This window comes from Pseudomonas sp. BIGb0558, from assembly GCF_024807515.1.
Lineage (GTDB): Bacteria > Pseudomonadota > Gammaproteobacteria > Pseudomonadales > Pseudomonadaceae > Aquipseudomonas > Aquipseudomonas yamanorum_A.
In genome coordinates, this window is record NZ_JANUEW010000005.1 from 251,959 (window position 1) to 264,258 (window position 12,300).

Consider the following 12,300-nt stretch of genomic DNA (forward strand, 5'->3'; position numbering starts at 1 on the left):
CAAACCCCAGAAACCGTCGAGAAAACTGATCTGTACGGCATCTGTAAAAGAATTTTTCTGCTAGTGTCGAGCTCATCAACTCGGCTCGATGATGTCGGACAGGAAAACTCAGATAATGGATGTGCGATCCCCTTTGGCCAGCATTGGCCTGTGTGCGGCGTTGCTGATGGGCAGCGGTTGTTCCCCCAGCGATGAACACAAGCAAGCCAGCCTCGAAGAGAAAACCGCCAAGTTCGAACAGTCCCTGGACGCCATCCAGGACCCCAAGCTCAAGGACGCCGTGTCCGAGCTCGGTGGCTCGTTGCTGTTGCTGGAACGGGCGCGGGCCAAGCTCGGCACCAAGCCCATCGAGGCCGAGTACAGCGAAGACAGCCTGGCGCTGCTCAAGCATTACCCGACGCCCCAGGCCCTGGTTGATACCTACATCAATGGCCTGTTTGTGCTGCGCAAGGCGTCCCATTCGGACTACCTGACGGACCTGCAGCCGATCTTCCCCTTCAACTTCAACATGCCCGATCAGTTCCCATTCCCCCACGGCCTGGAATGGCAGTCGGTGACCCTGAGCAACAACAAGGTCATCCCGTTCCAGCCGGAATGGTCGGAAACCGACCCGGGCATCCAGTTGAGCCCCACCAGTTCCAACCTGACCAACCCCGATGACCTGACGGTGACCTACCCGTTCGTCGAAGGCATCGAGACTGACAACAAGAGCCAGCCGCAGCCCGTCACCCTCAAGGGCAAGGTAGAAGTGATCGCGCCGCGTAAAGTCTTCACCTTCGACTTGTCGAAAAAGGACGTGGGCCGCAAACGCACCGAAGAAAACGTCACGGTCACCCTGCTGACCCTGGAAAAGAACTACGCCGAGATCGAACTGACCAACAGCGCTCCACTCGCGCCGGAAGTCGCCGACGAATCGCCTAACCCGCTGCTGGTGCAGGCGCGCGACACCACCGGGCAATTTCTCTCGCGCTCGGGCTCGATCAACGAGAACGCCGCACAACTGGCGTTCTACGAGAAACAACTGGCGGAGATGCAAAAGCAGAAAGCCTGGTCCGACACCTTCGAGAAGCAGCTGGAAGACGAGCAGAAAGCCTTCGAACACAAGCAGGACAGCCACTACACCAAGGTGTACTTCAACGGCCTGATCGACAACGTGCAAGTCAGCGTCCTCGACTTCTCCCAAGCCACGATTACCCGCAAGGACCTGGACTTGCCCGTACGGCGCTTCGACAAGAACAGCCTGGAGAAAACCGTACAGCCCCTGCCGATGCCGGTCACCGTGTATGACGACCAGGCCTCCGACTGGCTGAAGGATGCCACGCTGTCCGAAGACCAACTGAAGAAAAGCGTCATCATCAACCAATCGGTGGATGACGCCAGCGCGGCGCACATCGAGTTTGATCACCCGTACACCTTCAACGACGACCTGCTGGGCGACGACCGCGGCGGCGGCGATGCCCCCGTGACCTTCCTCACTGCCAACGACGAAGGCAAGCTCGGCGAGCCGATCGAACTGCCCGCCGAAGCCTACGAGGTCGACCCGGGCCGCGCCACCATCACCTATGACCTGAACCTGTTCCCCGAGAACCCGGGATTTGCCGTCGGATCAATGCCACTGTTCCTGGCCACCATCGAAAAAGGCACGCTCACCGCAGGGCAACTGCCCAAGGGCCTGGAGCTGAAAGACAACGCACTGATTGTCGACCAGAAGCAGTTCCCCGCCGACAGCTGGCGGTTCTATGCCAAGGACGCAAGCGGCAACTACCTGAAGGAAATCCTCGGCGTCAGCCACCGGGCCGAGGAATACGGCACTGCGTTGTTCGACGTGCATTACTTCTACGGCCAGCCGACCACATTTGAAACCTATCAGCGCACCGGACTGAATACGGTGGAGTATGGATTTGAGGTCAAGCTGGACAAGCCCGAGGCAGCGCCTGCCCCCAAACCGTAAGCGCCACCCGTACTGAAGCTCCAAGCCGGCTTGTGTGGGAGCCGGGCTTGCCCGCGATAGCATCACCTCGGTCTGGCTGAAAGACCGAGTTGCCTGCATCGCAGGCAAGCCAGCTCCCACACAAACCCACACATTCGGTTTTCGATGTTTAGCGGATATCACTCAACGCCGTTTGCCGCCCGCCATTGAGCTGTCGCAAGTGCGCCTGCAGGTGCAGGCACCATATCTGCGGGTCATCAGCCAGCTCGTACCCGTGCAGGGTCAGGCTTTCGACAATCGAATCGAGGATGGTTTGTGCCACGAAAGGTCCGTGAAACGGGCCTTGGGACTTGATGGTGGAAGGCTGCTCGCCAGTCATTCCGGCGGCAAACAACAAAGTCCACATCCCGGTATCCCCCGCGAGAGGGCGAATCGAACATTCGATACGGGTGACCAGGCCCAGGCACTGGCGGGTAAGGCAGAGGTTGCGCGACATGGCGGCGACCCTCGGTAGATCCGGTATTCAGCCTTGCAGGGCAAGACTGTTTCTATCCAGCGACTCCTTTGGATATCCCTTGAGCTGAGAATAGAAGAAACCCGCTACAAACCAAGGCTGGGGGACCAACGGACGACTGCCGTCATGGCGGCGTCAAAAATATGCCGAAGGGGCCGGACAGCCGGCCCCTTCGGCATTGATTACACCGGCTTGGCCTCGGCCAACGCCTCCTGCGCCAGCTCCTTCTCGGCTTCCTTCAGGTCATCTTCGCTGATCATCTCGGCAATCGCCCGCAGACGCTCCACCACTCGCGCATTGACGCTGCCTTCAGGGAATTGCCCCTCCTCGTCCGGTGAACCGGCCGGCTCGCCCACCAGCAGGCTCAAGGCTTCGTCAGCCTGACGCACGGCGTAGACATGGAATTGCCCGTCCCGCACGGCCTGCAACACCTTCTCATCAAGCATCAGCGTCGCGACGTTGGCCTGGGGAATGATCGCCCCCTGCTCGCCGGTCAGCCCGCGGGCTTCACAGAGGCGGAAGAAGCCTTCGATCTTCTCGTTGACCCCGCCCACCGCCTGCACTTCACCAAACTGGTTGATGGAGCCGGTAATGGCGAAGCATTGCTTGAGCGGCGTCTTCGACAGGGCCGAGATCAAGGTACAGGCCTCGCCCAGGGACGCACTGTCACCGTCGACGTAACCGTAGGACTGCTCCAGGGCGATACTCGCCGAGATCGCCAGCGGGAATTCCTGGGCATAACGGCTGCCCAGGTAACCGGTGAGGATCATCACGCCTTTGGAGTGAATCGGCTGGCCGAGGTTGACCTCACGCTCGATATCCACGATGCCACTGCCGCCCGGGTACACCGAGGCGGAAATCCGTGCCGGCACACCGAACGCCGAGTCACCCACCTCCAGCACGGTCAGCCCGTTGCACTTGCCCACCGCCGCACCGGCGGTGTCGATCAGGATCACCCCGGCGAGCATGTCATCGAGAATCCGTGCGGAAACCCGTCCAGTGCGCGTGGCCTTGGCCTTGAGCGCGCGCTCGATGTGCCCGGCGTCGGTACGTTCATCACCCGCCAGGTGGCGAATGAAGTCCGCCTCGCTGACCAACTGGAACAAATCACCGATACGCGCCGACAAGCGCCCCTGGTTCTCCGCCAGGCGCGCGCTGTAGGTCGCCAGCCGCGCCACGGCATCCGAGGTCAACGGCGCCATGCCTTCTTCCGAAGTGCGGGTTTTCAGCAACTGGGCGAACTGCTCCAGGCTTTCATCCACCATCGGGATGTCTTCGTCAAAGTCCACCAGCACCCGGAACATCTCCTGGAAGTCCGGATCCGCGTCCTGCAACGCGTAGTACAGCTGACGGGAACCAATGATGATGACCTTGAGTTGCAGCGGAATCACTTGCGGGTTGAGGGTCACGGTGGCCAGGCGGCCCAGTTCGCCCAACGGTGACTCCATCTTCAGCTTGCGCGATTGCAGGGCGCGCTTGAGGGCGTCCCACACAAACGGCTCGCTGAGCATCTTCTCGGCTTCAAGGATCAGGAAACCGCCGTTGGCCCGGTGCAACGCACCCGGCCGCAACTGACGGTAAGTGGTGTAGAGCGCGCCCTGGTCGGTGCTGTATTCAATACGGCCGAAGAGGTTGTCGTAGGTCGGGTGCGGCTCGAAGACCACCGGCGCGCCACCGTTGACCGGATGGCCCACCACCAGGCTCGGGCAGTACTGCTCTTCCAGCAACTTGCGGGCCTGGGCGTCGGTTTTCGCGTCGTCCACCAACTGCTCGACCACGGTTTTCAGCAGGTAGACCTGCATCGCCTGCAAGTAGCCGCAGACCGCCGCGTTCTCCGCATACTTCTCGGAAAGCGGCGCCAGCAGTGGCTGCAAGGCCAGCGTGATGGTTTCTTCGTTGAACTGGCGCATCTGGTTGTTGGACTCGCGCTTCCACTGGGGCAGGCTGGCGAGTTCTTCGTTGAGGCGTTCTTCCAGTTCGGAAATGTCGGTGTGGAAACGCTCGCGGTCGGCTTCCGGCAACTGCGAGAACTCGGCCTCGTCCAGGGCCTTGCCGTCGAGCATCGGGGTAAACGCGATGTTGCTGCTGTCACGGTACAGCGCCACATCCTTTTCAAGGGCCAGGCGCTCGATCACATCCAGGGCGCGGTCGTAACGCTGGTTGAAGGCACGGTCGATGGCGCTTTTACGCTGTTGGTAAGTCGGGTGTTCAAAGACCGCCGGGAAAGTCGCGACCAGGTTATCGATCAGGCCGTTGATGTCGCTGATGAACGCAGCTGCACCGCCCGCCGGCAACTCCAGGGCGCGGGGTTCGCGAGGCTCATCGAAGTTATTGACGTAGACCCAGTCGGCCGGGGTCTGCAGGCGCTTGCCCTCGGCCTTGAGGTAGCGTTTGACGAACGAAAAGCGGCCCGTACCGGGCTCGCCCATGACAAATACGTTGTAACCGGGGCGTGGCATGGCCACACCAAACTGCAAGGCTTCGACCGCACGTTCCTGGCCAAGCACACCGCGAAAGGGCTCCAAATCATTGGTGGTCGAGAAGCTGAACTGTTCAGCGGAAAAAGGACGAGTCAGCGCTTCGGGCGCTAGACGCAAGCTGGCAGCAACAGGATCAGGCATCGGGCTTCCTTACATCAGGCGGGGCAGATGACGGCATTCTGGCGCCGGGTTGGGCCGGCTGGCAAGGCACGGCTTAGGGAAAGCATAGACCCGGGTTCGGGGCTGTAAAAAAACCGAGTGTTTCCGGCTTGTTTCATAAAAAGTCACGGAACCCTTGGATCATGCCTAAACTCCAAACTGCGCGGGTTGGACTAATAACCGGCCCCTAGGGCGCTTTGAGGCGCCTGAACCCTTGTCCATTGGTTTGCACACAAAGAGAACAAAGCTATGAAACGGATCCTTCTCGGTACTCTCTTCACCGTCGTCTCCCTCAATGCAATGGCTGAAGCGCCAGGTGGCCCGAACTGCGGTTGGGGCAACATGTTGTTCGAAGGCCAACGCGGCACTCCCGCTCACTTCCTCGCCTCCACCACCAACGGTACCTCGGGCAACGCCACCTTCGGCATGACCTCGGGCACCAACGGCTGCAGCACCAACAGCGCACTGACCTACGGTGGCAAATCGTGGATTGCCATGAATGGCATGATGAACGAGCTGTCCGAAGACATGGCCAAGGGTAACGGCGAGGCGCTGACTACCTACGCCGTGGTACTGGGCGTTGCTCCTGAAGATCGCGAGCACTTTGCCGCTGTGACTCACGAGCACTTCCAGCAAATCTTCAGCAAGGCTGACGTCACTGCTGATGACGTGCACAACAACACCCTGGCGGTACTGAAAGGCGACACCCGTCTGGCGAAATACGCTACCCAGGCTTAAGCTCGACCTGCCCGTGCCTCTTGAGGCACGGGTTTTATTATTTTTTGGACCTGCCTCCCCTTTGGGTCTTTTTATCTCGACTTAAGTTGCCCACATGCTCAAACGCCTTGCCTGGTTGGCACTCTTCGCCTGCGCCCCGCTGTATGCGGCCCCGCACCTTGATGATCAACGTTTGCAGCAACTGGCCAACGATCCGTTCTGGCTCTCGCTGGGGCATTACGAATCCGGCAAGTTCAAGGGCTGGCGCAGTTATGTCAGCGACAAGAAATTCTTCCTCGCTCCCGATGGCGCCCACCATCCGGACCAGGAACTGAAGGCTACTGTAGAGGCGCTGTATGCCCCGGCCAGCCTCGGTGAAAAACACGCCCAATGCGTGTATCCGGCACGTACCCGTTGGCTCAAGGACCAGTTGCACCTGACTGACCTGCCGGCGCTGGACTGCAAGGAATTCAAGCAATGGTTCAAGGACGTCGCCCCCCACAGCGCGGTGATGATCTTCCCGGCGGCCTACCTCAACAGCCCCTCGTCAATGTTCGGTCACACCCTGCTGCGCATCGACCAGGCTGACGTACAGAGCAACAACACCGCCCTGCTCAGCTATGCGATCAACTTCGGCGCCTATATCGAAGGCTCGGACAACAGCATCCTCTACGCATGGAAAGGCCTGATGGGCGGCTATCCGGGCCTGTTCGCACTGGTGCCCTACCAGGAAAAACTCTCGGAATACCGTAGCCTGGAGAACCGCGACCTGTGGGAATACCGCCTGAACCTGACCCAGGTCGAGACCGAGCGCATGGTCGAGCACGTGTGGGAGCTCAAGCAGATCCAGTTCGACTACTTCTTCTTCGACGAAAACTGCTCCTATCGCCTGCTGGAACTGCTGCAAGTGGCCCGCCCGAGCCTGCGCCTGACCGAACAATTCCCGCTGACCGCCATCCCCACCGACACGGTCAAAGCCGTGAAAGAAGCCGGCCTGGTGGAGAAAATCGACTACCGCCCCTCCCGTGAACGGGAACTGCTGGAACGCGCCAAGCCGCTGGACAGTGACGAGCAGCAATGGGTGCTGAAGATCAGTGACGACCAGAAACAACTGCAAGAGCCGGCCTTCAAGGCCATCGCCAAAGACCGCCAGGCCCTGATCATCGACGCCGCCTACCGCCTTGGCCGCTACCGCGCCAACGGCCTGGAGCGCGACACCGAACGTTCCCAGCGCAGCTTTGAACTGCTGCGGGCGATCAATCAGAACCCGGCGCCGGACCTGAAGATCGAACGCCCCGGCCTGCCCGAAGACGGCCACGAATCCCGCACCTGGCAAGCGGGCATCGGCACCCGGGGCGACAAAGCGTTCGGCGAATACGGCCTGCGCATGGCCTACCACGACCTGAACGACAACGCCGAAGGCTTCCCATTGGGCGCGCAGATCGAAATCCTGCAAATGAAACTGCGCCAGTACGAAGGCAACCACTGGCAATTGCAGCAACTGGATCTGGCGACCATCCGCTCACTGACCCCGCGCAACGAACTGCTGCAACCCTGGTCGTGGCAAGTGACGGGCGGCCTTGAGCGCGTACCGGGCAAGCATGACGACGAAACCCTGGTCAGCCACGTCAACGGCGGCGCTGGCGGCACCTGGCAACTGCGCGACGACATGCTCGGCTTTGCACTGGGCACCGTGCGTGTGGAACACAACAGCGACTTCGGCGAAGCCATCTCCCCGGCGGCCGGGTTCAATACCGGCGTGCTGTGGCGCAACCCGCTGGGCAACCTCAGCCTGGAAGCCAAGGGTGATTTCTTCACCAATGGCGAAGTGCGGCGCAGTATCAGCCTGAATCAACAGTGGGAACTGTCGCGCAACCTGGGGTTGAGACTGAGTGCGCAGCGGGAATACAGCCACTTGGCGACACCGGTCAATGAAGTGATGCTGGAAGTGAAGTGGTATCACTACTGACCCCACTCTCCAGGAAAACACCTATCAAATGTGGGAGCTGGCTTGCCTGCGATGCAGACGACGCGGTCTGCCAGTTGCACCGCAACGATGCCATCGCAGGCAAGCCAGCTCCCACACTTCAGACGCAGCAGTGCCAACAGATTAATCACAGCCCTTTCACATCCCCCCAACGAATCGCCTTCTAAACTCCCCTCATCAGCCGTTCAACGGCCAGGGAGCAAGCGATGTGGCGGTACGCAGTAATGCTGGGCGTGTTGGCCTTGCTGTCGGGTTGCCAATCGACCCACGAAGATTTGCTGGCCAAGGGTTACCCACCCGCCTTCGCCGACGGCTATGACGACGGTTGCAGCAGCGGCCGCCAGGCCGCCGGGGTGATCACCGGGGAGTTTCGCAAGAACGTCCCCCGCTATCTGAAGGACCGCACCTACGCCGAAGGCTGGGATGACGGCTTTCGCCAGTGCAAGGCCATGCGCGAGAACGAAGACCTCAACGACTACAAGAACCGCCACTGGGACGACCGCGAACGCGCCTGGCAACAGGAAAAGGATCGCGACGCCGCCCGGGCCTTTCGCTCGCCATAGGTCGCTTTCAGACATCCGGCGAAACTTAACCCCTGCGACCATGGCCCAAACTCCATAGCAGGAGAATCCCATGAGTCGAGCGTTCGTCAACGAAGACAGCGCCGCTGCCCAGGCCAGCCAGCCGGTGGAACGCCAGGTCAGCGCGCAACCCAATCACCTCACCGCCCGTGGGCTTGCGCAATTGCAGGCCAAGGTGGCGCAGTTGCAAAGCGAGCACAGCGAAGAGTCCGCCAAGGGCGAGCAGGCCGATAAACAGCGTCAGGCCGACCTTGAGCGGGACTTGCGTTACTTCAACCAGCGCCTGCAAAACGCGCAGGTGGTGGCGCCGGCGACCTCCACCGACAAGGTGCAGATCGGCAGTTGGGTGACGTTTGCCAATGAACAGGACGAAGAGCAGCGCATTCAGTTGGTCGGCGAAGACCAGGCCGATGCCACGGTGGGCCTGATCAACTGGGGCTCGCCGCTGGGCCGGGCGCTGCTGGGTGCGCAGGTAGGCGACGAGGTGCTGTGGAAGCGCCCCGTCGGTGATCAGTTGATCGAAATCCTGCGCATCGAGCCCGAGGCTTAAACGATGCCTTGGGCCAGCATCGCGTCCGCGACTTTCACAAAGCCGGCGATGTTGGCGCCCTTCACGTAGTTGACCCGGCCGTTTTCTTCGCCGTAGTGCACGCACGCATGGTGGATCGACTGCATGATGTTGTGCAGCTTGCTGTCCACTTCGCCAGCGGTCCACAGCAGGCGCATGGCGTTCTGCGACATTTCCAGCCCGCTCACCGCCACGCCGCCCGCATTGGATGCCTTGCCCGGCGCGAACAGGATGCCGGCCTCGATAAAGATATCCACCGCTTCAAGGGTGGTGGGCATGTTGGCGCCTTCGGCCACGCACACGCAGCCATTGCGCAACAAGGTGCGCGCCGCTTCGGCGTCCAGTTCGTTCTGGGTCGCGCAGGGCAGTGCGATGTCGCAGGCCAGTTCCCACGGTGCCTTGCCGGCACGGAATTCCAGGCTGAAACGCGAAGCCAGATCGCTGATGCGCCCGCGCTGGACGTTTTTCAGCTCCAGCAGTGCCGACCATTGTTCTTCGGTCAAACCGCTTTCGCAGTACAGGGTGCCTTCGGAGTCGGACAGGGAAATCACCTTGCCGCCCAGGTCCATGACTTTGCGCGCCGCGTACTGGGCGACGTTACCGGAACCGGAGATGGCCACGCGCTTGCCTTCGACACGCTCGCCATTGCGCTTGAGCATTTCCTCGGCGAAGTACACACAACCAAAACCGGTGGCTTCCGGGCGAATCAGGCTGCCGCCGTAGCTCATGCCCTTGCCGGTCAGCACCGAGGTGAACTGGTTGCTCAGGCGTTTGTATTGCCCGAACAGGAAACCGATCTCACGCGCGCCCACGCCGATATCACCGGCCGGCACATCCACGTCCGAACCGATATGGCGGTACAGCTCGCTCATAAATGCCTGGCAGAAGCGCATCACCTCGGCATCGCTCTTGCCCTTGGGATCGAAGTCCGAGCCGCCCTTGCCGCCGCCCATGGGCAGGGAGGTCAGGGAGTTCTTGAAGGTTTGTTCGAAAGCGAGGAATTTCAGCACCCCAAGGTTGACCGACGGGTGGAAACGCAGGCCGCCTTTATACGGACCGATGGCGCTGTTCATCTGAATCCGGAACCCGCGGTTGACCCGTACCTTGCCCTGGTCATCTTCCCATGACACCCGGAACACAATCGCACGCTCCGGCTCGCAGATGCGCTCCAGGATGCCCGAGTTCAGGTAGTGGGGATTGGCTTCAAGAAACGGCCACAAACTGCGCAGGACTTCTTCCACGGCCTGGTGGAATTCCGGCTGGTCGGGGTCGCGCTTCTTGAGGCGGGCAAGGAAGGATTCAACGGATTCGATCATGAAAAGTCTCGGCAAATTTATTGTCGTTAAAGGAGATTTGTCCCGGACTTTATCAATTCATGTCGCACCGCGACAGGGCAAAATGTCGCTTTTGTGAATTTAAATGGTGCATTTAATATAAATTAAGGCAGTTTTTGCACCTTAATGAGGATTTCAATCCGGATTTTGCACCAATAGGTAAACCGCTATCGCAGGCAAGCCAGCTCCCACATCTGGAATGCATTCCAAGTGTGGGAGCTGGCTTGCCTGCGATGAATCCACCTCGGTCCGGCTGAAAAAATGCAAAAAAAAAGCGGAGCCACAAAGGGCTCCGCTTTTTCATACCACCAACCCGAATCAGGCCAGTTTCTTGTGCCGTACACGATGCGGCTGGGCAGCGGCTTCGCCGAGGCGTTTCTTGCGATCGGCTTCGTATTCGGTGTAGTTGCCTTCGAAGAACACGGCTTGGGAGTCGTCTTCGTACGCCAGGATGTGAGTGGCCACGCGGTCAAGGAACCACCGATCGTGAGAGATCACAATGGCGGCGCCCGGGAAGTCCAGCAGGGCTTCTTCCAGGGAACGCAGGGTTTCAACGTCGAGGTCGTTTGACGGTTCGTCGAGCAGCAAGACGTTGCCGCCCTCTTTCAAGGTCAGGGCCAGGTGCAAGCGACCGCGCTCACCACCGGACAGGTCCTTGACGAACTTCTGCTGGTCGCCGCCCTTGAAGTTGAAGCGACCCACGTAGGTGCGCGACGGGATTTCATAGTTGCCGATGCGGATCTGGTCGGAACCGTCGGAAATCTGCTGGAACACGGTCTTGCTGCCGTCGAGGTCGTCGCGGCTCTGGTCCACGCACGCCAGTTGCACGGTTTCGCCGACTTCGATAGTGCCCGAGTCCGGTTGTTCCTTGCCCATCAGCATGCGGAACAGGGTGGATTTACCCGCACCGTTACCGCCGATCACGCCAACGATGGCGCCTTTTGGCATGGAGAACGACAGGTTGTCGATCAACACGCGGTCGCCGTAGCCTTTGCAGACGTTCTTGAACTCGATGACCTTGTCACCCAGGCGCGGACCGGCCGGGATGTAGATTTCGTTGGTCTCGGAACGCTTCTGGAATTCCTGGGACTGCATCTCTTCGAAACGCGCCAGACGGGCCTTGGATTTCGACTGACGCGCCTTGGCGCCTTTACGCACCCACTCCAGCTCGTCTTTCATGGCCTTTTCATGGGCCGACTGCTGCTTGGATTCGGCCGCCAGACGGTTGGACTTGGCTTCCAGCCAACCGGAGTAGTTGCCCTCGTAAGGGATACCGGCGCCACGGTCGAGTTCCAGAATCCAGCCGGCAACGTTGTCCAGGAAGTACCGGTCGTGCGTGATCGCAACTACGGTGCCCGGGAAGTCGTGGAGGAAATGCTCCAGCCAGGCGACGGAATCGGCGTCCAGGTGGTTGGTGGGTTCGTCGAGCAGCAGCATGTCGGGAGCCGACAGCAGCAGGCGGCACAGGGCCACACGACGCTTTTCACCACCGGACAGGTGCTCAACCTTGGCGTCCCACGCCGGCAGGCGCAGCGCATCGGCGGCGACTTCCAGCTGGCGGTCCAGGTTGTGACCGTCAGCGGCTTGCAGGATGGCTTCGAGCTTGGCCTGTTCTGCCGCCAGCTTGTCGAAGTCGGCATCTTCTTCCGCGTAGGCCGCGTAAACCTCGTCCAGGCGCGCCTGAGCGTTTTTGATCACGCTGACCGCTTCCTCGACCACTTCACGCACGGTCTTGGTCGGGTCCAGGATTGGTTCCTGTGGCAGGTAGCCGATGTTCAGGTCGGGCATCGGGCGGGCTTCGCCGTCGAACTCGGTGTCGACGCCTGCCATGATTTTCAACAGGGTGGATTTACCCGAACCGTTGAGGCCGAGCACGCCGATCTTGGCGCCCGGGAAGAAGGACAGAGAAATGTTTTTCAGGATTTCCCGCTTCGGCGGAACAACTTTTCCCAGCCGATGCATGGTGAAGACGTATTGAGCCATGGTGAACCTAGCGTCAGTGACTGATGAATTAAGCGGGCGAAGCCCGT

At 60.4% G+C, this 12,300-nt stretch carries 9 protein-coding genes; 5 read left to right on the forward strand and 4 right to left on the reverse strand.

Annotated elements, in window-relative coordinates; translation table 11 throughout:
• The first annotated feature begins 115 nt into the window (after window positions 1-115).
• Window positions 116-1,951: a hypothetical protein gene (locus tag M2400_RS10300; RefSeq protein ID WP_259195903.1), complete on the forward strand. Its 1,836-nt coding sequence runs from the start codon at window positions 116-118 to the stop codon at window positions 1,949-1,951.
• Between the two features lie 148 nt (window positions 1,952-2,099).
• On the opposite strand, the gene M2400_RS10305 is transcribed toward M2400_RS10300, so the two are convergent.
• Both M2400_RS10305 and M2400_RS10310 read right to left on the reverse strand, forming a co-directional pair.
• Complete coding sequence (locus M2400_RS10305; protein WP_076014017.1) at window positions 2,100-2,426, reverse strand: hypothetical protein; 327 nt, start codon at window positions 2,424-2,426, stop codon at window positions 2,100-2,102.
• Between the two features lie 200 nt (window positions 2,427-2,626).
• Window positions 2,627-5,065 (reverse strand): Lon protease family protein, encoded by a 2,439-nt coding sequence (locus M2400_RS10310; protein WP_177043373.1) that lies wholly within the window; start codon window positions 5,063-5,065, stop codon window positions 2,627-2,629.
• A gap of 267 nt (window positions 5,066-5,332) precedes the next feature.
• Here M2400_RS10310 and M2400_RS10315 point away from each other — a divergent pair, with 267 nt between their 5' ends.
• From M2400_RS10315 to M2400_RS10330, 4 genes are all read left to right on the forward strand, one after another.
• A complete protein-coding gene (locus M2400_RS10315; RefSeq protein WP_177043372.1) occupies window positions 5,333-5,821 on the forward strand; it encodes a DUF3015 domain-containing protein in 489 nt (162 codons plus the stop codon).
• A 94-nt stretch (window positions 5,822-5,915) separates the two neighbouring features.
• A complete protein-coding gene (locus tag M2400_RS10320) occupies window positions 5,916-7,769 on the forward strand; it encodes a DUF4105 domain-containing protein (RefSeq protein ID WP_177077968.1) in 1,854 nt (617 codons plus the stop codon).
• Window positions 7,770-7,993: 224 nt separating this feature from the next.
• On the forward strand, window positions 7,994-8,350 hold the full coding sequence (locus tag M2400_RS10325; protein WP_169386343.1) for a hypothetical protein: 357 nt from the start codon (window positions 7,994-7,996) through the stop codon (window positions 8,348-8,350).
• Between the two features lie 70 nt (window positions 8,351-8,420).
• Window positions 8,421-8,918: a GreA/GreB family elongation factor gene (locus tag M2400_RS10330; protein WP_259195907.1), complete on the forward strand. Its 498-nt coding sequence runs from the start codon at window positions 8,421-8,423 to the stop codon at window positions 8,916-8,918.
• On the opposite strand, the gene gdhA is transcribed toward M2400_RS10330, so the two are convergent.
• Together gdhA and ettA are read right to left on the reverse strand one after the other, a co-directional pair.
• Window positions 8,915-10,252: an NADP-specific glutamate dehydrogenase gene (gdhA, locus tag M2400_RS10335; protein WP_259195908.1), complete on the reverse strand. Its 1,338-nt coding sequence runs from the start codon at window positions 10,250-10,252 to the stop codon at window positions 8,915-8,917. The two genes, M2400_RS10330 and gdhA, sit on opposite strands and share 4 nt — an antisense overlap.
• 336 nt (window positions 10,253-10,588) lie before the next feature.
• Window positions 10,589-12,253 (reverse strand): energy-dependent translational throttle protein EttA, encoded by a 1,665-nt coding sequence (ettA, locus tag M2400_RS10340; protein ID WP_177043368.1) that lies wholly within the window; start codon window positions 12,251-12,253, stop codon window positions 10,589-10,591.
• Window positions 12,254-12,300 lie beyond the last annotated feature (47 nt).

What these genes read in the sequence shown, in the direction of transcription:
- M2400_RS10300 (WP_259195903.1), top strand. Translation starts at nt 116, where the DNA reads ATGGATGTGCGATCCCCTTTGGCCAGCATTGGCCTGTGTGCGGCGTTG.
- M2400_RS10305 (WP_076014017.1), bottom strand. Translation starts at nt 2,426, where the DNA reads ATGTCGCGCAACCTCTGCCTTACCCGCCAGTGCCTGGGCCTGGTCACC.
- M2400_RS10310 (WP_177043373.1), bottom strand. Translation starts at nt 5,065, where the DNA reads ATGCCTGATCCTGTTGCTGCCAGCTTGCGTCTAGCGCCCGAAGCGCTG.
- M2400_RS10315 (WP_177043372.1), top strand. Translation starts at nt 5,333, where the DNA reads ATGAAACGGATCCTTCTCGGTACTCTCTTCACCGTCGTCTCCCTCAAT.
- M2400_RS10320 (WP_177077968.1), top strand. Translation starts at nt 5,916, where the DNA reads ATGCTCAAACGCCTTGCCTGGTTGGCACTCTTCGCCTGCGCCCCGCTG.
- M2400_RS10325 (WP_169386343.1), top strand. Translation starts at nt 7,994, where the DNA reads ATGTGGCGGTACGCAGTAATGCTGGGCGTGTTGGCCTTGCTGTCGGGT.
- M2400_RS10330 (WP_259195907.1), top strand. Translation starts at nt 8,421, where the DNA reads ATGAGTCGAGCGTTCGTCAACGAAGACAGCGCCGCTGCCCAGGCCAGC.
- gdhA (WP_259195908.1), bottom strand. Translation starts at nt 10,252, where the DNA reads ATGATCGAATCCGTTGAATCCTTCCTTGCCCGCCTCAAGAAGCGCGAC.
- ettA (WP_177043368.1), bottom strand. Translation starts at nt 12,253, where the DNA reads ATGGCTCAATACGTCTTCACCATGCATCGGCTGGGAAAAGTTGTTCCG.